Consider the following 20,380-nt stretch of genomic DNA (forward strand, 5'->3'; position numbering starts at 1 on the left):
AAAATCTATGAAATTACAATTGTCCGATTCGCTCCAGCAATCTATAGATGACCACGGCGGCTTCCGCTCTCGTGGTGGTGGCGCGGGCGTTTATGGCGTCGCCGCTGCCCTCAACGAGCCGCAACGATACCGCCTGCTCCACGAGCGGCAAGGCCCATGCGCTGATGCTCTCATGATCCTTAAAGCGGTCCAGTCCTTGGCCTTTAGCCTCGCTTTCGCCAAGGCGGTCTTTGGCGGCACGGACCAGCATCGCCATCATTTGTTCCCGGCTGAGCGCGTCTTCCGGCCGGAATAGCCCTTGATCGCCTTCCACTATGCCTGCGGCGGCGGCGGCTTCCACCCAGCCGTAGCTCCATTTGCCGGAAGCGACGTCCCGGAAAGTCGGCTGCGCCGGGGTGATCGGCGGGATGCCAAGCGCGCCGGCCAGCATTTTGCTGAACTGGGCGCGGGTCAAAATATCTTTCGGCGCATAAGTACCCGTTCCCGTACCGTCCACGATGCCGCGGGCGGCCAGCACTTCCACTTCCTTCACGGCCCAATGGCCGGCATTCACATCGTTGAAGCTCACCTTCCGCAGAAGAACGGCATACGTGCCGGACGAACCGATCGGGGTACGGACGTAACGTCCATTGTGTTCGCCGGTGTTTCCGCCAACATAAGTCCAATACCCGAGCGAATTATCGTACCGGTAAATGCCCAGCTTCTCGCGATGGTCCGTCCAATAAGCCTTATCGTCGTACGCGAGGGCAAGCTGCGCTTTTTTGCCGAATTCGGCGACGGCCTGAATGTTCCATACCGCTCCGGCCGCTTCCAGCGTGCGTCCTTTCTCGTCTTTCAACGGATAGCCCGCTTTGTCCACCTCGGATACCGTCACTTCCGTCTCCTTGGCAAAAGTCCCCGAGGCAACCTCCAGCTTGACCCGGCCATCCGTGAGGCTGAGCGTTCCACCTTCGGCGCCCACGACAAATTTGGCCGAAGCTAGTGCGGCCTTATTTCCGTCGTTCTGCGCACCTGAGTGGGATCCGGTTGAACCTGAAGACGACGAAGATCCCCCGCCCGTCACCGGTCCGGTGCTATTTTTGCTTAAATCCAGTGAACCCAGCGAACCATCCGTCCCCGTGTAGAAAAGGCGGTCGCCGCTAAAACCTATGTATTTTTTGCCGGATCCGGCTTCACCCAGCGAGTATACTTTGGCCGATGCCAGGTCTACCCCTTTCAACACCGCCTGCCCGCCTTCGTTCATCATGAAGACCGCCTGCGTGTCTCCCATCGACATAAAGGCATATTCTTCGGCTTTGGCGCTCATCTCTGTCAAATCCTGCGGATCGGACAGCCGGTTCTGAAGGGAAACCATCCCATACTTGCTTTCGAGCTGGCCGTTCTTTTGTTTAAAAAGCACGTACTCGCCGTTCGTGACAAACCAATCGACGTAATGCCCTCCTCCCAGACTGACCAGGGGACGTTTCACGCCGCTGCTCAACTCAATCATGCTGAGTCCGCCGTCACGGGCATTTTGATACACGACCCGTCCTTGGGTCAGCACCGGATAGCGCCCTTCGCCGAGCAAGACTTCAGCCCCGGTGGCGGTATCATGGTAAATCATCCGGCCGTATTTCTGGTTATCCGCCCAGACGACGCCATTCCCGCTTACGGAAGGATGGGCATATTCCCCGGCCTTGTTGTTCAGCTTCCGTTCGACCCCCGTGGTTAGGTCGTAGCTGTAAATATCCCAGTTGGCGGACGACGGGTCTTGTTCCCCTTTATCCGCCCAAACGACCGTTGTCCCATTGATATAAGGAACATCCTTCGCCGTATTCCGGGTGGTGAGCGCCTTGATCTCACCGGTCGTTTGGTCGCGGGCGTAAATCTGCCGCTCTCCATCCGCCGCCGTATTCAGCCAGACGACGGTTCCCCCGGACACGCTGGAGTCCGACTGGCTCATTGCACCCGCCGGGACCGTACCTTCTCCCGCAGCTTTAGCCGGGGCCGCGGCAGACCCGCCGAAGCTTCCCGCGAGGCAAATCGCAGCCCAAAGCAGGCCTGCCCTCCTCCAGCGTCGGGATCCTCTTTTTGTTGCGTGTTCACCCATGCTTTCGCAATACCTCCCATCTATATAAGACATAGTTCCTAATTCCTGTGTCCTATGTCTTATATATATATCGGAAGCATTAATTGGAAATGAAGGGTTGTGTATGGTTGGTAGTAAATAATACCCAGTTGACTAATACATCATCAACCAATGCAGTAGGAGAAAGCTTCCCTGGCCGCACACTGCATTAGCGGCCTTTTGGTCCGCTATCTCGACCCGATTCGGCCCCACGAGAATCATAGCGGCCCAAAAAGCACCGACGTTGCATTAAACCTGACATCGTGCTGCCTACCTACAATCTCTCTTGCCGCCGCCCGTTATAATAGCGGCGTTTTGGGCTGTTATTTCGGTCAGATTCGCTTTCGCGGGAAAAATAGCGGTCAAAAAGGGCCTTATTGTTCTGATGTAGGTCCCAAAATTGGGTTTCGGCCCGCTTTTTCCAAAAATAAGGCCTTAAAGGACCCCTATTTCACACCGAAAGGGCGAATTCGACAAAATAGCGGCGCAAATGGCTCTTATCCACCCGCCCGGTTATCAAAGGGGGCGGGCTCCGCCGAAAGCAGCAGGGTGTTAGTCCGGAAATTTTGATCCAACAGAAAAAATACAATTGTGCAGGAATTCTATGTAAAACAAGGTTGTCTGATGGAGCAGCGGATTCCACCATTAAGACCAAACCCCGGCCGGAGAATGCTGCTCCTTCTTCGCCTGAACCCGTTTGCAGATGAAAGGGTTACCGGGCAGATAGCTTCATTCCAAGCACGGAAAAATAAATGGCCTCCTTTCCGCGCCATGCGGATCAGGAGGCCATGTTCTGCCCCTATGTGGACAGTCTCATGCTGTTATTGTACATTTCAGTCGCACCCGAGTAGGGGTGCGATTTTGTTGAAGGGGCGACAGATGCCAAAGCATACATATTTCAATCCACGCACCCGCATAGGGTGCGACGATCAATGACGTTTCCCTCCAGTTCAATTGAGTGGATTTCAATCCACGCCCCGCATAGGGTGCGACATTTGGTTCTTAACAAACGAATCAATTTGATCTTTATTTCAATCCACGCACCCGCATAAGGTGCGACTAAACCTCCTTATTCTTACGCCGTCGGCGGAGAATTTCAATCCACGCACCCGCAAAGGGTGCGACGCTTGGAGAGCATATAGGCGAGCAGCCCGCGGGCTTTATTTCAATCCACGCACCCGCAAAGGGTGCGACTGACTATATAACGCCAAAGGGCGACGGGGTTATTATTTCAATCCACGCACCCGCAAAGGGTGCGACCATATGTTCCGGGTTGGCCCTCATGAGATTAATCATTTCAATCCACGCACCCGCAAAGGGTGCGACTGGGGCAATGATTCCAGATGACGATGACGACGATGAGATTTCAATCCACGCACCCGCATAGGGTGCGACTCCGATTTTTAACATAGAATAAGCCACAAAATGAAAATACTGTAAAAACAGGCTTTCCAATCAGCAGATCTTCTTCTCTTTCACATAAAATCAACTAACTTTTATGTAAAATAAAGTAATTCCCTTGGTGCGAATCCCCCAGGAAAATCATGTTCGCTTCATATCGCACCCATTTGTGCGTTCTCCTTTAAGGTCGACACCTATATTTAAGAAGGTCTAGATTTCACCCTATTCCCAAAATAATATAAATCCCCTTTTTTAGAAAGCCTTAACGCCTGCATGATCACTTGAGAATTGGCCGGAATCGCCCATTGGCGATTTATCCCACCTTACTCTTTTGCCGGCTCAACGTCCTCGACCCCATATTTAATAAACATGCTCCTACTTCGAAATATCCAGGAACCCTTCTCCAAACACATCCCGCACATCGTGGATGGTGAGAAACGCGGCTTTGTCGATGGATCTGACAATCTTTTTAAGCGTGGACACTTCTTGCTTGCTGATGACGATGTACAGAACTTCCTTCGGATTTTTCGTATAGTATCCATGGCCGGACAGAACTGTAACTCCACGGTCCATTTGGGTAATGACCATCTCGGCGATGTCGTTTTGTTTCTCCGAAATGATAGTAACGGCCTTTTTGGGATTCAGCCCCTCAATGATGAAGTCCATCACTTTCGTACCCACATATAAAATGACGATCGTCAGCATCAGTTTTTCCGCACCAATAATAAAGTAGGAGGAAAAAGCCACGATCAGATCAAAAAACAACAACGCATAGCTGATATTCCAGTCGAGATATTTATTGGCGATCCGGGCCAGAATCACGGTTCCCGCCGTCGTTCCCCCGACCCGTACGATCAGGCCGATTCCGATCCCCACCAGCACACCGGCAAAGATCGCATTAATGACCGGCTCGTGCGAATCGATCCTCCAGTTTTCCGTGAAGTGTAGAAACAGCGAGTTAAAAGCAACCGCAATCACTGTATACACCGTCGTCTGCCGATCCAGAAATCTGTAGCCGACAATCAACAGCAAGCCATTAATCACTATATTAACTAACGAGGGCGACCACTGAAACAAATAGTACAGAATAATGGTGACCCCTGTAACGCCCCCCTCGCCAAACTCATTCGGAATGACAAACAGATTGACGGCCAGCGCAAATAAAAAGGCCCCAACAATGATCAATGCGATATCCGCAACTTTCTTTTTCATCACTACTCTGATCCTCTCTCCTCCGATAAATCGCCGGACGGGATTCGCCGACTCTGGGGTTACAGCACACTTACAACCAGATCATCGTATCCACTTACTTCTATAAAGTCAATATAACTTTGACACTTTAATTCGCTATCCAATTCACATAGAAAAGGACTGCATCGACAAAATTATACAGCGCAAAGAACGTGCAGCGTTAGAGGGGGAATCCCTCAATACCACCCGTTCTATACCCCGATCTATTCAATGGCGAGCCACCTTCAAGGCGGCTTTTTTCACGCATAGTCACTGACCTATAGGCCCCTGCATAGGATGGAGAAAATGAATGAATCTAAATTGGAGGTCACGACGATGAGCTTGCAACAGCAGGGACAGCAAGAACAAACACTGTATCGGATGGATCCGACTACTAGGCAGAACCTAAAATCCATCCAGGATCATATAGCAACCATCAGTAAAAAACATGTTAATAAGCCTGTTCGAGTGGAGACCGTGGATGGAGATGTTTTTGAAGGATTACTTATCCACTGCGAAAGGGGAATTTTATACTTAAGGTTACCAAGTCATTCGACTAATCGAGGCTTTGTTCCCGGTTTCCAAAGTGATTACGTTTTACCCCTAGTGCTGTTCAACTTACTCGCCATTTCACTATTATAGGCCTGATTAAGCCTAATCCTCTAATAAGGAGTGAAATCTTATGTCATTTATGCCGCCTCAAGGACCACAAGGAACACAGCAGCCACCATCCTCTCCCCCTCCACAATTCACCCCACAACAACCCGCTGCTTCAACGTTCGCCGTCGACCCCGGTGCCATTGCCGGTTGTCTATTCCGCAACACCTATGTGTGGCTGAGGAATGGGAACGCATTCTGGTTCTTCCCAACCTTTGTAGGGCGTACATCCGTTTCCGGTTTTAGATGGACCGGTCGAATGTGGGTGTATACTGGGGTCGATTTAAGGAGCATTGTGTCATTTACATGTTTTTAGAGAAGAAAATAGCGACCCAACGCTCTCCCCTTCCTTAGCGTAAATAGATGCGCTGTCCAATGAAAGCGGGATGTGGGTTTCTTTAATGAAATTCTATGTTAATCATCAAGTTGTCTACCGGGACATTAGTCGATGATCATCCTCCAAATTCACGTTAAAGAGGCCGCCGTCAAGTTCACGGCAGCCTCGTCCTGTTCCATCTGTTCCCCACCAAATGATTGCTTTAGTTTTCTATAAATGCGAACCGCCGCTGGCGTCGATGACCTGACCCGTAATCCAACCGCCCTCCGGCGATGCGAGAAATGCCGCGATATCCGCAATATCCCCCGGTTCTCCCCACCTTCCGAAAATCGAGAAATTGGCGCCGAACTGCCGGCTTTCGGGATCCTGCAGCATGCCCGCGTTCATGTCGGTCGCTACGAACCCCGGCGCAATGGCATTGATCGTAATTCCACGCGGACCGAGTTGATTGGCCAGCGAAAGCGTCAGTCCGTTGACGGCTGCCTTCGACATGCTGTACGCCGGTATGGCCGGCAGAGACATGCGGGTAACGGCCGACGAAATCTGAATGATACGTCCATCCTTTCGGAGATGGGGCAGCGCCTGCTGGATCATGAAAAACGGCGCCTTTACATTCAGCGACATCAGGTAATCAAAGTCTTCCTCTTTCGTATCCTCGAGGGTTGTAGTCAGACCGATCCCCGCATTGTTGACCAGAATATCGATTCCTGTCGAGCCGAACCGTGTGTGGAGTTCTTGTTCCACACCGTCAAAAAGCGCCCGTATTCCCTCCAGCGTGCTAAGATCGGCGCCAACGGCAAAAGCGCTACCCCCGCTGCGCTGGATCTCTCCTACAACTTCCTCCGCTGCGTCTCGACTGGCCGAATAATGCACGGCGACCGCGCCTCCTTCTCGTCCAAGCCGCAGCGCGATCGCCCGGCCGATGCCGCGGCTGCCGCCGGTGACGATCGCTGCCTTGCTGAACAGTTTTCCCATATTCTCCACCCCTTGATATAGTGTGTTGTTCCCCTTTTGTTGTACCACACCCGGCATTTCGCGATGTTGCGCTTCCATTCCCGCCAGGATAAGTTGTTGTGCATGTTGTCGTTTAATCTTAATGAAGAGGGGGCCATTCGAAGCTTTAACCTAATCGGCGAAGGATACCTCAACCCGAACTCATATTCTTCTGAATAAAGCCGAAAGCCCGCTCAATGAGCGGGCTTTCACACTTAAAGCACCCTATGAACCGGCTGTATCATCCTACATTCCCTCATTCTTCGGACCAGCCTCATCCCCGACCTAAGCCCAGCCGTAAAACTGTCCCAAGTCCGTTTCTTCCCCGCGTGGAATCGCCTACAATCAAGAAAAATCAACCCACCCTAGGAGGAGATGTAAGAAGTGCGTAAACTCATCGAATTCAAAAACGTCACGAAGGAATACCAAATCGGAGAAGTGAACATCCAGGCCCTTGCCGGTGTTGATTTCTCCATCTCGGAGGGCGAGTTTGTCGTTGTTTTGGGGGCCAGCGGCGCCGGAAAAAGTACAATATTAAACATCCTTGGCGGGATGGATACCGCCAGCTCAGGTCAAGTGTTTGTAGGCGATCAAGAAATCACGGGATTCAGCGAAAAGAAATTAACCGCCTATCGAGCGGAGAAAATCGGTTATGTCTTTCAATTCTACAACCTCATTCCGAATTTAAATGCCCTGGAAAACGTGGAGTTCGCTACGGAAGTGTGCAAGAACCCCCTCGATCCAAAAGATATTTTAGATCAAGTCGGCTTACAGGACCGCATCAAAAACTTCCCTTCCCAGCTCTCCGGCGGAGAACAACAAAGAGTGGCCATAGCGAGGGCGGTTGCCAAAAACCCCTTACTTCTACTCTGCGATGAACCCACCGGCGCTTTGGATTATGTCACGGGCAAGTCTGTCCTAAAGCTGCTTCAAGACTTAAACCAGGAGACAAAGAAGTGCGTCGTCTTGGTCACCCATAATTCCGCGATTGCGCCCATGGCGGACAAAATTATTAAAGTGAAAAGCGGGAGAATCGAAAGCATCACTTTGAATCACGAAAAACAGAGTGTCGAAGGGATTGAGTGGTAATCATGAGGTTGTTGATAAAATCATTACGGGATATTAAGCAATCTACGGGGCAATTTATCGCCTTTGTTTTAATTATCGCGGTGGGTGCCTTTTTCTATGCGGGGTTGACGACCCTAAGCGAGCATCTTGGCGCCTATACGAAGGTTTATTTTCAAGAACATAACCTAAGCGACTTGAATGTCTACTACAGCCAAATTTCCGATCAGGACGTGGACGGCTTAAGCGAACTCAAAGGTATAAACAAAATAGAAGGACGTTACACCCTGGATGCCACGCAAGATTTTAAAGATAGCCAAGCCTCCTTAAGAATCCACACCATCCCTCCAAATCCTGAAATAAATACCCCCACGATGATAGAGGGCAAGTTCCCATCCGGAGCAAATGAAATCTTGATTGATTCCCATTATGCCAAAGAACATCAGCTTCAAGTCGGTGATCCCATCCACGTAAGTACCGGTGAAAAAAAATGGACGTTTACCGTCAGCGGCTTGGGCGAGAACGTGGAATATGCCAAAAAAAACAGTACTCAGGACCATAAAAACTACGGCGTAGCTTACATAGCCGAAAAGGCCATACCTGTTATCGCAGACGGATTTTACTATAACGAGCTTTTGATTGATGCTCAGGAAGGCTACAATCTCGGCCAATTAGGCCAATCCATTGAGGAGAAGTCCAAAGGCCTCCCCTACTTAAACCAAATTAGCAAAGAGCGGACGTTCAGCTATACTCAACTACAACAAACGATTCACAATAATAAAATGATGAGCAAGGTCATCCCGTTGGTCTTCTTTATCATTGAAGCGATGATCCTATTCCTTACCATGTCGCGGATTATAGATTCACAACGAACTCAAGTAGGGATTATGAAGGCGTTGGGTGTAAAAAACAGAAATATTCTGCTGCATTACATGGAGTATCCGGTGCTGGCGGGGATCTTGGGCTCCCTTCTCGGCGTTGTCCTGGCCTCCGTAGTGTTTATTCCCTTAATAGCGGCGTCGAATGCAAGGGCCTATTCGCTGCCCGGCATTACTTTCACCTTATCCTGGTTCTCCGTGATTCCCCCCATCCTCTTCTCCAGTGCTTTCGGAATCCTGTCCTGTTACTTGAGCGGCAGGGTCATACTCCATGAACGGGCATCACAGTTAATGCGCCCCAAACCGCCTAAGAAGATGACAAAACCGCTGCTCATCGAGAGAATTCCAGGATTGTGGAACCGTATTTCTTACAGCTATAAACTCATTTTCAGAAATATATTTCTAAATAAACCTAAAGCGTTGGCAAGCTCAGTCGGGGTTGTGGCGAGCACCGTTTTATTGATTACCGCTTTCGGCACTCAAACGGCCCTGCAAAAAGTAGCTGCCCAGGTTGAAGAAGTAAATACCTACGATTTAAGAGTGGATTATACGAGGGGGGCTGCTCCGGATCCATCATGGCTGCCTGCCGGCATAAAGAACAGTTACGATTTATCCACCTTTCCCGTGGAATTCATCAAAGGCGATGACCGCGAAAATGCCACGTTAGTCGTTACGGAAAAAGAAAACCGGCTTATTCGTTTCTTCGACGAAAATGACACCCCCATCGCTTTGGAAGACCATGGCGTGGTGGTACCTAAATCCTATGCGGAACACTACCGAATTGCCGAAGGGGATGTCATCCGGATGAAGTTCACAGCACCGGAGCTGGCTGACAAAACAGTGGACATGAAGGTTTTGCACATTTCCAACCAATATTCGTATCCGTCGTTCTACGTTACACCGACTTATTTAAAGAGCCTTGGCATCGACTTCCGTCCGACCTCGCTTTTAGTGGAGGCCAATAATGCGACAGATCTTCTCAGCGTACGTAACTTCTTTGAACAAGAGCAACAGGTGGATACCATCGCGGATAAGAATGATCTAAAAAAATCGGCTCAATATATTATGAAGCAAAACAGTTTTATCTTTATCATGTTCATCATTTGTGCCGCCGTTCTCTCTTTTGGTGCCATCTACACGATTTCTTCCATAAATATTTATGAAAGAAACCGTGAACTGGCCACGCTTAAGGTACTAGGTTATCCCCAACGTAAAATAAACCGACTTATCTTTTTGGAGAACATCCTGCTCACCACCTTTGCGGCCATTGTAGCGTTGCCGATCGGCGGCTATATGTATACCATTGTTGTCAAGGCCTTGTCGAGCACTCATCAGCAAATCCCCGACCAACTCCATCCGGTCGCGATGCTGACAGCCGTAATGGTCGCCTTCGTGCTCACCCTTCTCGCCAACCTGCTGCTTCGGAGAAAAGTATCACGCATCCATATGATGGAATCGTTAAAAAGTGTGGAATAGCGATGATACAGCGGCTAACAGTACGGCATGCCCCGCAATTTTAGCGTTTAGATGCAAAAGAGCTTTTCCGATGAGTCGGAAAAGCTCTGATTTCCTCAATCTATTCAATTCTTCGTCTGATTAGGACTTGTATTAGCTAGAATAGGCAGCATTTTCTCACTCTTTTCCATCAAGGAATTGCATTGGCCGCATATCGGTTGAATTAAAAAAACAAAGTTATCCCTCATCCATCCATTGCACTTTACATTTGTGCATGACCATATCGCTGTCATTTCTTCTGGAAGATCCATCAACGGTCTTTTCCGTGAATAGTACAAGCAGCATCCCTCTTTCTCTTCTGGAATCATGAGCGAAAAAAAAGCCCCAACACGATGTTTGGGACTTTCTAACAGGCAGCTTTACAGTTTAACAACATTCTCGGCCTGTGGGCCTCGATTGCCTTGTACTACATTAAACTCAACACGTTGACCTTCGTCCAGCGATTTGAAACCGTCGCCTGTAATGGCGCTGAAGTGTACAAACACGTCGTCCCCGCCTTCAACCTCGATAAAACCAAAACCTTTGTCTGCATTAAACCACTTTACTGTTCCTTTTTCCATGGTGAATTACCTCCATATTTTTATTTTTACATGATCCTTCAAATTTCAAAAAAAAATCACATATTGTACAAGGTTACACATCAAAATCATAACCCTCTACAATATGTGATCCAGGTCGAAATTCTAATAAAATAAATATAGCACAGCTGGAATTGATTTGCAACTTTTACTTTGGATATTGCTTTTTCCATACCACGCTCTCTCCGTAGTTCTTTCCCCATTCGTACATCATTTGCAAGACAGGCATTAAGGAAATCCCGTATTCCGTAAGCGAGTATTCTACTCTTGGCGGGACCTCCGAGTATACTTTCCTTGATATGAGCTGGTCGTCTTCTAACTCCCGCAATTGGTTGGTCAGCATTTTTTTAGTGATATGGGGAATTAGCTTGTTCAACTCACCGAAGCGTTTCGTTCCTTCATGTCCTAAGTGCCATAAAATAATCAGCTTCCATTTGCCGCCGATCACGGCAAGGGTAAGTTCTTTCTCGCAGTTAATTTCCGACAGGTTGATACGATCTTTAATTTCCGTCGCCACCCCCATCACCTCCATTCTTGTTCTTAAAAATATAAAACTGTCCAAAAGGTCTGTCAATCAGCCCTTCTGGACAGCTCCAAACGGAACCCGTATTTATCCGCTCTTTTTATCTTGTCCGGCGCTGTGACGGGCTATTCCAAATTGGCGTGTCTACCGAACATTTGACCCGCGTTTTTTCCCATCTGATCCATCAGCTGAAGAACAACAGCATCCAATAAAATAATTAACATTTGTTCAAACAGAGAAGCCATCGGTTGAATGGAGGCGGTAGACTCTCTATCCTCGGAATCTTTTGCCGAACCGGGCAACTGCACAGTAACAGACAAACGTCCAAGTGTGGAATTCGGATGAACCGTAACCAGGGCTACCGTCGCTCCGATATGTTTGGCTTTGTTTGCCATCCCTATGAGGCTCTGTGTCTCACCCGACCCCGACCCGATAATCAATAAATCTCCAGGGCCAATGCCCGGTGTCACGGTTTCGCCGACCACATAGGCTTGAATACCGAGATGCATGAGGCGCATGGCGAACGCACGTCCCATCAAGCCCGACCGGCCCGCCCCCGCCACAAACACCTTTTCGGCCTTTAAAATCAAATTAACGAGATGTTCGGCCTCATTTACTGAGATTTTATCAACGGCCCGCCGAAGCTCCTCTATAATACTCGAGGCATATACGATCGTACTCATTTTGCCCTACGCTTGGCTGACAAGCTGCTTCATTTCTGCCGCAACAGCCCGCTTGTTATCCTGCGCGGAGGTGATGCCTCCCCCGACAATGACCAGATCAGGACCGGCGTCAATAACCTGAGGCAAGGTGGCGAGCTTAATGCCGCCTGCGATGGCCGTCTTGGCGTGGGAGACTACCCGCTTGATTTTAAGCAGATCCTCAAATGAGCTTATCCCCGCGGCCTGATGGTCATAACCGGAATGTACGCAGATATAATCAACGTCCATTTGGTCAATCTCCTTAGCACGCTCTTCTATGTTTTTAACGTTAATCATATCGACCATGACTTTTGTGTTCTGTTTCTTGGCTTCTTTTACAGCCCCGCGAATCGTGGAATCATCCGAAACCCCTAATACCGTAATGATATCGGCTCCAGCTTCAGAGGCTTTCATGACTTCGTAGCCACCCGCATCCATGATTTTTAAATCCGCTAACACCCGAAGGGAAGGGAACGCCTGCTTCACTTCCTTGACGGCTCTCAAGCCTTCATTAATGACCACGGGGGTTCCAATTTCCACGATGTCTATATAATCCGCTACTTCATTTATGATATCCTTTGCTCCCGCTATATCCACAAGATCCAGTGCCAGTTGAAGTTCCATAAATCGAGTCTCTCCTTCGTCCTTCGAATTTGGTTTCATAAAACACAAACTCATTGTAAGGGCATCGGTGCGATTACGTAAGTAGGCACTATCTCGTAACAAAGTTACTTCGACGTAACCAATGGGGAAACGTATCGATTATGCTTGCGGTTCATATCGGCGGGTCCGCCTCAGGGAAGCAAGCTCCGAAATCGGCACAAAAAAAGTGAGTATGCCCTTTAAGAGCATGCTCACTGGTCTTACCTATGGACGCGAACCACGGCCCGGCTATCTTAAAGCTCTCTATGCGCCGGCTGCATCAACCCTTGAGGGGACAGATCCTCTGTGTACTCAAAATATGGCGGCTGAACAGGCTCCTGCATTTGAGCTTCCATGGGTGCGGACGGCCGCTGGTAAGGCTCATCCACATACATGATTCTGCGCTGAATTTGCATCAGCCCGTTCACAATGCGCAGGGCGACCCAGAAAAGGACAAGACCCACGCCTACGTAAAGCAAATATTGCTGATTATACGTCCAATCAATATGGAAATAACTGAACAAGCTATTTTCTAAAATATCCAGCTTCATTTCATTCATTAAAATGATATGCACGGCGGGGAGTGCGATAAACCCTAGTCCCAGTGAAATCGCCGTTACCATAATAACAAAGAATACAATACCTGTTACGAATCTTAGTAATACGAGCAGCAGATTCCGAATGAAGAGCCCCCCGTCAAAACCTCTCACCATGCGCATAAACCAGTTCTTCCCGGGCTCAGACGGCGGATTGGAGGCATACGAAACGGAAGGAGCAGGTAAGCCTAAAATTTGTCTAATCATGCTTTGCTCAAAATTCACAATCCCATTCAACAGCTTGGCTACCCCAAAAAACAGCGGTATTCCGATAAATAGGGGAATTAAAGCGATGGATAGTGCGAGTCCAGTTACCATTATGGTAAAATAAATCACCCCTAACGGGAGCGATAGCAATAAATAGAGAATCGTCGCATAGGTTTTGGGATTAAAAAGCACCCATTTCACCTTGCCTGCCCGCGCTATGTCCGTCTTTTCCACTGCCTTCAAATTCAAACACTCCTTTTAGCCTTATATATCACGCTCAGAAATATAAGTTCATTATATCCGCCTTATTTGCGTGACATAACCGTCTTAGGGGGTGTCTCAACCTAGACCTTAGACTAGGAAACGGACGAATAACTGCATTGAGGTATAGTTTCAGGTATGCTATGATAAAAATAATTAAGAGCCGTGCTGGATACACGGCTCCATGTACACTTACCGCTTTAAAGAGCGGTCGGCTGTGCTAAGGTGTTACGATCGAAATAGACCGCATCCTTTGCAGGGGGGCGGTCTATTTCTTTGTGTTCTGATTAATCGCTACGACGATGGCCACAACGAGCGTTAGTAATGCAATAATGAGCCCACTAAAACTGATCATGATCGTCAAAGCGTCTTTAATCTCCACAGGCATCACCTCCCTTCCGGGAGATTTAGCCGACCGCCTATTAAGCCAGTTTCATGGAACATGGCTGTGAAACTGCTGCAAAAGGCTTAAGTACGCAAATATAATTATGTTTTTACGCACACTCACCCTCATTTTTTGTAGAACCTAGTTCAGCTAACTAACTTTAGCCCTACGGCGGAACCGAGAACCATAGCTATAAATAAAATTCTTAAGAAGTTTCTGGGTTCCCCGTAAAAGATCATCCCGAGGACGGCTCCTCCGGAGGCGCCTATTCCGGTCCATACCGCATAAGCCGTTCCCATCGGCAGGGTCTGCATGGCCAATGACAGAAACAAAAAGCTCAAGCCAAATCCCGCAACCAGTAACAGAAACGAGACCGCATTGCGATCTTTATTTAATTTATTCATCATAAGAACCCCGGTCATTTCAAAAATTCCCGCCATGATAAGATACACCCAGCTCATGAATGACTCGCCTCCCCTTCTTGTTTCTTACTCAGCATTTTGAGACCAATTACACCTAACAAGAGAACGCCGACCAGGATTAGTTTTACGGGTTGAACAGAGGACCCAAAGAGAATAATGTCCGCCAGGACGGTGCCGGCGGTCCCCAACCCAACGAAGACCGCGTAAACGGTCCCCACAGGAAGGAAGCGGGAAGCCCTGATCATTAATGTAAAACTTATGATGATAGCCGCCACGGTAGCCGCCCACTCTAACACTCCACTGGCGTGTTTCAGTCCAATGACCCATCCCACCTCAAATAATGCGGCAATAATGACAGACAACCAGGTTTTATTCATGCCTTTCACACTCCTTGTTGAAAAAAAGTTATTTTATGGTGCCCTTGCTAAATTGGACAATACACAAAAAAAGCCCGAGGAAATTACTGTTTGTTCAACAGTGATCTCCCAGGCTTTTATCCCTCCGTGTCACAGCGCATGCTGTGGGTTTTCTCTCGGACCAGACCAGAATAGCTGCGGAACCCTAGAAAACCTAACCTATTCTATTGGGTACAAAGACAATACGTTTTGTTTCAATCTCCCGATCTAATTCCCTGCCAAAAGACATGCCATGATGCTTCAAGCCTTTTCCTTGCGCGCTCCTTATCACCGTAAAGCATTTCAACAAATACACTGTCCAGAATCGCCATGTACGCGCCGGTAGCCTGTTCAATCGACACGTTTAAGCGGATGGATCCGCGATTTGCAGCCGATGTGAAGAGAATTTTGGCTAAGTCGGTCATTTTATCGATATACCCCATGCTCAACTTCATGGATTCCATTCTCAGATGGGTTGGAGGGAAAAAAGACATTCTCAAGAAGAATTTTGTCTCCTCTTCACTCTCGTAACGCTCCATATACTGAATTAAAAAATGGTAGAGTTGAGTTTTAAAAGTCGATTTACTATCGGGTGTCAGATACGCTTCAGCAAAGCTAAGTTCCTTCGCGGCCACATCCTGGTAAACGGCCATGAACAATTCGTCCTTGCCCTTGAAGTGGTTATAGATGGATGGTTTTTTAATCCCCACTGCGGCCGAAATATCGCGAAGCGAGGCACCTTCATAGCCGTTTTGTGCAAAATGGTGCAGTGCTGTTTCCATAATTTTTTTTGCCGTCATGCAATCCCTCCATCGCATAACTAACGATCGGTAGTTAGTTTAGCATATCGAATGAGAAAATGCAACCGATCCCTATTGAAGCTACGCAAAAAAAGCGACCATTAAAGGTCGCCTTTCGCATTCGTGCCGGCCTAGGGCTTCCGATTCTGACGCAGATTAGCCAGCTTCTCCAAAAAGACCGCTACGGTTTCCAACGACATTGCGTCGTAACTTGTCAATAATTCCATCGCTTTCTGATCCTGCTGTTGGTGAAATAACCGATGCAGTTCGGCCAACTCGGCGCCAAGCGGAGTCACCGAAAAGTAAATTTCCTTCAGGTTATCCGGCAGCTGGGTTTTCCGGATCAGACCCTGATCCAGTAATTTGCGGGTAATTTTGGAGACGGCGCCTTTCGTTATCCCCATCTCGCGGGCGATATCGACGCCTTTAATGCGTTCATGCGTATCGATAACGTCCAAAACATGCAGACCTGAGATGGATAGGTGGGGCAACAGCCCTTTTAGCCGGTCGTCGGAGATGTGCTCCATGAGCCATAGCCGATCCTGGTTCTCGTCGTTTTCGCTGATGAGAATCCGGTACAATGACTTTTCAATGCGATTTTTGAGTTGAAGCAAATCATCATTCATATGAGGCATAGGGCAAGCCTACCTTTTTTCTTTTTATTATACCATGGTTTCCTCGGAAACCATTTGACAACGATTCTTCTTCCTGCTACTATGGTTTCCATGGAAACCATTTAAATGCGGTATTCATACAACTTTTAAAAACCATCCATTTGGAGGAAACCAAAATGAATGAAGTCATACAAGTCATCCGCCAGCATCGCTCCATCCGCAAGTTTAAAAATACTCCGTTGACCGGCGAACAAATTGAAGCCATTGTCGATGCCGCGCAGATGGCTCCATCTTCGGCGCATATGCAGCCGTTCTCGATCATCGGCGTTACCGATCGGGAACTGCGGAAGAAGATCGCGGTACATTCAAAAAATCCGCCGATTGCAGAGTCCGGCTACTTTTTTATATTTTGCGCCGACCTTCATCGGATCAAGTTGGCCGCCGGGCCAAGCCATCAGGAGAAGATGGGCCAAAGCCTGAGCTTCTCCTATTTTTATCAAACCGCGGTGCTGGGTGCCGCGCTTGCCCTGCAAAATGCCAATGTCGCGGCCGAATCGATGGGACTCGGAGCCGTGATGATCGGCGGAATCAACGAGGCACTACCTGAGCTGGACGAATGGCTGGGCCTGCCGGATTTCGTCATTCCTTTGGTCGGCCTTGCAGTAGGCGTTCCCGACGAGTTCCCCGAGCAGAAACCGCGGTTGCCGCGGTCAGCGGTGTTTTTTGAAAACCGGTATGATCCCGACCCCGAGCTTAAAGCAAAAATCGACAGCTATGACCGGGAAATAGAGCAATACTACGCCGCGCGTACGAACAACAAGCAAAAGGCTAGCTGGTCCGGCAAGTTCGTCGCCATGCTGGATAAAGATCTGCCGTTGGGTGGTTATACGGAATACGTAAGAAGTAAAGGGTTTGATTTGAGGTAACTGCTTCGAAAAAATCCAAATCCACAACCGGTCTCGGTTGTGGATTTTGGAGATTGACATCAACGAGGGGATCGGCTATATTCAATACATACCAACCGTATGTATGAAAGGAAAGAGCAAATGGCCAGAAATAAATATCCGGAAGAAACAACCAACCAAATCCTAACCGTGGCTCTTAATCTGTTCATCCAGAAAGGTTACGAGCAGACCTCCATTCAGGATATCATCAACGGATTGGGCGGGCTGACCAAAGGGGCTATTTATCATCACTTCAAATCGAAGGAAGAGATCATGCAGGCCGTCATCGACCATTTGTTCAAAGGCGTTGACGGGATGCTGTCCAGCGTCCGGGACGACAAGGAGTTAAATGGCCTGGAGAAGCTCCGTAAAATTTCCCGCGTCTCACTCAGCAATCCCGCCCAGAACGAAATGGCGTCGGCGGCACCGAACCTTTTGCGAAATCCGAAGCTGCTGGCGGCCCAGATCGAGCACTTGATCGAAAAAGCCATACCCGTCTATATCCAGCCCATCATCGAACAAGGGATGCGGGACGGCTCGATCCAAACCGACTATCCTAGGGAGCTTAGCGAAGTGTTGTTGATTCTCACCAACCTGTGGCTCAACCCGGCGGTTATCCAAGCTTCGCCCGAAATGATGCTGCGCAAGGTAAAATTTTTCGACGAAATCTTGAAAGGCCTGGGGCTTGACCTGTTTGATGATGAAATGCTTCAACGCTACGAGGAACTGTTTCGTTTGTCAGCTAGAGAAGTCAATCATGATAACTAAAAAACTGCCGAAAGGCAGTATATTTTTAAACTTATACATACCATCGGTTGGTATGAATGAAGAATCCAGTCTCTAGCCGTTTGTTAGAAAACGTAATTATATTGAGAAAAAGTAAAGTGAGGGAAATCAAATGAATGAGAATGCAATGAAACCGAACAAAGGTGGCTTCTCCAAAACAGGGCTGCGGAAAATGCGCGACGTGCTGACAAGGCATGTCGATTCAGGGAGAATTCCAGGGCTCGTCGCCCTCATCAGCCGGAACGGCGAGACGCACGTCGAGGCAATCGGTACGATGCGCCCTGATAGCGGCGCGCCGATGCGCCGGGACACGATCTTCCGGATGGCGTCCACTTCGAAGATGGTCGGGGCTGCGGCGGTGATGATCCTGCTCGACGAATGCAAGCTGCATCTGGATGACCCCGTAGACAAATGGCTGCCTGAACTCGCCGACCGCCGGGTGTTGAAACGACCCGACGGCCCGCTGGACGAAACCGTACCGGCCCGGCGGCCCATCACCGTGCGGGACCTGCTGACCTCTACCTTCGGGCTCGGCATAGATTTGACGTTGATGGGCTCCCCGATCCTAAACGCGGTCTTCGAGAATGGATTAAATGACACGCCAGGGCAGGAGTTGCCCGAGCCGGATGAGTGGATGCGGCGTCTGGGTACCCTCCCGCTGAGCTACCAGCCCGGAGAGCGATGGCAGTATCACCTCAGCAACGAAGTGCTTGGCGTGCTTGTTGCCCGTGTCACGGGTCAGACTTTCGGGACGTTCCTGCGCGAACGTATCCTTGACCCGCTCGGGATGAAAGATACCGGCTTCTACGTACCCGAAGGCAAAATTGACCGGCTGCCCCCTGCCTACATGCTCGATCCGCAGACCGGAGAGTTCATCGTCTGGGATGAAGCCGCAGGGGGACGCTACAGCAAGCCTCCCGCGTTCGAAGCGGGGGGCGGCGGGCTGCTCTCGACCGTCGACGACTATCACGCGTTTTTACAAATGCTGCTGAACCAAGGGATGCACGGGACCAAACGAATCCTGTCCCGGCCCGCCGTCCAGTTGATGACCACAAACCGCCTCACGCCCGAACAACAAGCCTTCCGAGACGACTTGGCCAAAAATAACGTCCATTTATCGTATGGCCAAGGGCAGCACGGCGGCTGGGGCTTCGGGATGGCCGTACGCACCTACCGCGGCGACTATGCTTCAATCGGTCAGTTCGGCTGGGACGGCGGAAGCGGCACCACGGCGTACGCCGACCCGGACAAACAGCTCACCGGCATCCTGCTCACGCAGATGGGGATGTCCACCCCGGACCCGGCGCATCTTATCCACGACTTCTGGACCATGGTTTATCAGGCAATCGAAGATTAAGACCACAGGCCTGGCCTGGTACAACCATCCTCGGCGGCCAAACCGTCGTCAATGGTCATAAAAAGAATCAGGCAGTGAGTATGAAGTTACTCACTGCCTGATTTTTGTACCTCGTTCGCCCCCCAATTCTACTTCTGTTCTAATCCTAAGGTTAAGATTACACTTACAAGTACCTCAAAATAAGCTAGCCAACAAGGCGTCAATGTGATTCACGTCTGCATTCATAATGATCACGTTTGACAAATTATTGGATAGCGTGCTATATTTTAAATGTGAATCAGAACTATACACATCTAAAACACATTAGGAAGGTGTTCTCTCTATGACACGAGTATGGTTACTTCGCCCAATACCGCACGGTACTAACCAAATGCAATATTTCTTGGACAACAACCGAGTAGCAGTTGGTTATCCTGTAAATTGTTCATTGGAGAATCTCTCTAATGATGAACTTCGAGAACGACTTAGAAACGCACCTAATAATCAAAACTGGGAATCAGGTATAGGTAATGTCGAGAGGTTAGTGCGATTCATGAAACCTGGTGACCTAGTTGTTGTTCCCGATGAAAATGGTAGAGATGTCTATTTCGCTGAAATTATCAGTGACTACATCTATGAACAGCATCTAGACGTGGATCAAGAGGGTAATGGATTCCCACATCAGCGTGAAGTGAGATGGTTCTTCGACAAGCAACCTGTTATACGAAATGAATTGCCAGAAGCATTGCTTAAATCGCTACGCTTCCCAGGAGCAACGGCCGAGCTCACGAAGCATCTCCCTTTGATTGCTGAGATTATAGGGGATGCAGATTTAATTGGGATTGAACTCCAGCCTAATATAAACATTGGGCATTTAACCGAGAAGGCAATTCAAGTGCTGGAGGAAGCACTCAATAGCCCTGATGTAAATGTCTCGCTTCAAGCTGCTGATATCGTATTAAGGTACTCAAAAATATAACCTCTTAATAAGCAGGCATGCCCAACCG

Annotated in this window: 21 protein-coding genes, 1 CRISPR repeat array and 1 riboswitch; of the genes, 7 read left to right on the forward strand and 14 right to left on the reverse strand. The window is 49.0% G+C overall.

Annotated elements, in window-relative coordinates; translation table 11 throughout:
• Window positions 1-13 precede the first annotated feature (13 nt).
• Window positions 14-2,089: an S-layer homology domain-containing protein gene (locus tag LBW89_RS04305; RefSeq protein ID WP_225038605.1), complete on the reverse strand. Its 2,076-nt coding sequence runs from the start codon at window positions 2,087-2,089 to the stop codon at window positions 14-16.
• A gap of 1,046 nt (window positions 2,090-3,135) precedes the next feature.
• Window positions 3,136-3,502: direct repeats of the CRISPR family, unit length 32 nt; unit sequence ATTTCAATCCACGCACCCGCAAAGGGTGCGAC.
• 381 nt (window positions 3,503-3,883) lie between these two features.
• Window positions 3,884-4,720: a YitT family protein gene (locus LBW89_RS04310; protein ID WP_148454824.1), complete on the reverse strand. Its 837-nt coding sequence runs from the start codon at window positions 4,718-4,720 to the stop codon at window positions 3,884-3,886.
• A gap of 354 nt (window positions 4,721-5,074) precedes the next feature.
• On the opposite strand from LBW89_RS04310, the gene LBW89_RS04315 reads away from it, so the two are divergent.
• On the forward strand, window positions 5,075-5,380 hold the full coding sequence (locus tag LBW89_RS04315) for a hypothetical protein (RefSeq protein ID WP_225038606.1): 306 nt from the start codon (window positions 5,075-5,077) through the stop codon (window positions 5,378-5,380).
• Between the two features lie 562 nt (window positions 5,381-5,942).
• Here the strand turns inward: LBW89_RS04315 and LBW89_RS04320 are convergent.
• Complete coding sequence (locus tag LBW89_RS04320; RefSeq protein WP_225038607.1) at window positions 5,943-6,707, reverse strand: SDR family oxidoreductase; 765 nt, start codon at window positions 6,705-6,707, stop codon at window positions 5,943-5,945.
• A gap of 402 nt (window positions 6,708-7,109) precedes the next feature.
• Between LBW89_RS04320 and LBW89_RS04325 the strand changes: the two genes are divergently transcribed.
• Both LBW89_RS04325 and LBW89_RS04330 read left to right on the forward strand, forming a co-directional pair.
• Window positions 7,110-7,814: an ABC transporter ATP-binding protein gene (locus LBW89_RS04325; RefSeq protein WP_225038608.1), complete on the forward strand. Its 705-nt coding sequence runs from the start codon at window positions 7,110-7,112 to the stop codon at window positions 7,812-7,814.
• Between the two features lie 2 nt (window positions 7,815-7,816).
• Window positions 7,817-10,144, forward strand: coding sequence for an ABC transporter permease (locus LBW89_RS04330; RefSeq protein ID WP_225038609.1), 2,328 nt, complete (start codon window positions 7,817-7,819; stop codon window positions 10,142-10,144).
• 104 nt (window positions 10,145-10,248) lie between these two features.
• Here the strand turns inward: LBW89_RS04330 and LBW89_RS04335 are convergent, their stop codons facing one another.
• The 11 genes from LBW89_RS04335 to LBW89_RS04385 form a co-directional block, all read right to left on the reverse strand.
• On the reverse strand, window positions 10,249-10,491 hold the full coding sequence (locus LBW89_RS04335; RefSeq protein WP_412066988.1) for a cold-shock protein: 243 nt from the start codon (window positions 10,489-10,491) through the stop codon (window positions 10,249-10,251).
• Window positions 10,492-10,542: 51 nt separating this feature from the next.
• Complete coding sequence (locus LBW89_RS04340; RefSeq protein WP_148454811.1) at window positions 10,543-10,743, reverse strand: cold-shock protein; 201 nt, start codon at window positions 10,741-10,743, stop codon at window positions 10,543-10,545.
• A gap of 166 nt (window positions 10,744-10,909) precedes the next feature.
• Window positions 10,910-11,278 (reverse strand): winged helix-turn-helix transcriptional regulator, encoded by a 369-nt coding sequence (locus LBW89_RS04345; RefSeq protein ID WP_148454809.1) that lies wholly within the window; start codon window positions 11,276-11,278, stop codon window positions 10,910-10,912.
• A 131-nt stretch (window positions 11,279-11,409) separates the two neighbouring features.
• Window positions 11,410-11,967: a 6-phospho-3-hexuloisomerase gene (gene hxlB / locus LBW89_RS04350; RefSeq protein WP_225038610.1), complete on the reverse strand. Its 558-nt coding sequence runs from the start codon at window positions 11,965-11,967 to the stop codon at window positions 11,410-11,412.
• Between the two features lie 6 nt (window positions 11,968-11,973).
• Complete coding sequence (gene hxlA / locus LBW89_RS04355) at window positions 11,974-12,609, reverse strand: 3-hexulose-6-phosphate synthase (protein ID WP_148454805.1); 636 nt, start codon at window positions 12,607-12,609, stop codon at window positions 11,974-11,976.
• A gap of 272 nt (window positions 12,610-12,881) precedes the next feature.
• Window positions 12,882-13,673, reverse strand: a complete 792-nt coding sequence (locus LBW89_RS04360) for a sensor domain-containing protein (protein ID WP_225038611.1) — start codon at window positions 13,671-13,673, stop codon at window positions 12,882-12,884.
• Between the two features lie 286 nt (window positions 13,674-13,959).
• Entirely contained in the window at window positions 13,960-14,079 is a 120-nt protein-coding gene (locus LBW89_RS04365) for a putative holin-like toxin (protein WP_263639021.1), read from the reverse strand.
• Window positions 14,080-14,222: 143 nt separating this feature from the next.
• Window positions 14,223-14,537 (reverse strand): DMT family transporter, encoded by a 315-nt coding sequence (locus LBW89_RS04370; protein ID WP_225038613.1) that lies wholly within the window; start codon window positions 14,535-14,537, stop codon window positions 14,223-14,225.
• The gene (locus tag LBW89_RS04375; RefSeq protein ID WP_148454799.1) at window positions 14,534-14,875 is read right to left on the reverse strand and encodes a DMT family transporter; all 342 of its coding nucleotides are present in this window, start codon (window positions 14,873-14,875) and stop codon (window positions 14,534-14,536) included. The genes LBW89_RS04370 and LBW89_RS04375 overlap by 4 nt, the downstream gene beginning before the upstream one ends.
• Window positions 14,876-14,978: 103 nt before the next feature.
• A riboswitch (guanidine-I (ykkC/yxkD leader) is annotated at window positions 14,979-15,074 on the reverse strand.
• 34 nt (window positions 15,075-15,108) lie between these two features.
• Window positions 15,109-15,693, reverse strand: coding sequence for a TetR/AcrR family transcriptional regulator (locus LBW89_RS04380; RefSeq protein ID WP_225038614.1), 585 nt, complete (start codon window positions 15,691-15,693; stop codon window positions 15,109-15,111).
• Window positions 15,694-15,824: 131 nt separating this feature from the next.
• Complete coding sequence (locus tag LBW89_RS04385; protein ID WP_213507174.1) at window positions 15,825-16,328, reverse strand: MarR family transcriptional regulator; 504 nt, start codon at window positions 16,326-16,328, stop codon at window positions 15,825-15,827.
• A 155-nt stretch (window positions 16,329-16,483) separates the two neighbouring features.
• On the opposite strand from LBW89_RS04385, the gene LBW89_RS04390 reads away from it, so the two are divergent.
• The 4 genes from LBW89_RS04390 (at window position 16,484) to LBW89_RS04405 (ending at window position 20,352) form a co-directional block, all read left to right on the forward strand.
• Entirely contained in the window at window positions 16,484-17,233 is a 750-nt protein-coding gene (locus LBW89_RS04390; RefSeq protein ID WP_225038615.1) for an NADPH-dependent oxidoreductase, read from the forward strand.
• Between the two features lie 120 nt (window positions 17,234-17,353).
• Entirely contained in the window at window positions 17,354-18,019 is a 666-nt protein-coding gene (locus tag LBW89_RS04395) for a TetR/AcrR family transcriptional regulator (RefSeq protein ID WP_225038616.1), read from the forward strand.
• A gap of 145 nt (window positions 18,020-18,164) precedes the next feature.
• Entirely contained in the window at window positions 18,165-19,394 is a 1,230-nt protein-coding gene (locus LBW89_RS04400; RefSeq protein WP_225038676.1) for a serine hydrolase domain-containing protein, read from the forward strand.
• Window positions 19,395-19,716: 322 nt separating this feature from the next.
• On the forward strand, window positions 19,717-20,352 hold the full coding sequence (locus LBW89_RS04405; protein ID WP_225038617.1) for a hypothetical protein: 636 nt from the start codon (window positions 19,717-19,719) through the stop codon (window positions 20,350-20,352).
• Window positions 20,353-20,380 lie beyond the last annotated feature (28 nt).

Origin of the sequence: Paenibacillus sp. alder61 (assembly GCF_020179875.1) — a bacterium.
GTDB lineage: Bacteria > Bacillota > Bacilli > Paenibacillales > Paenibacillaceae > Fontibacillus > Fontibacillus faecis.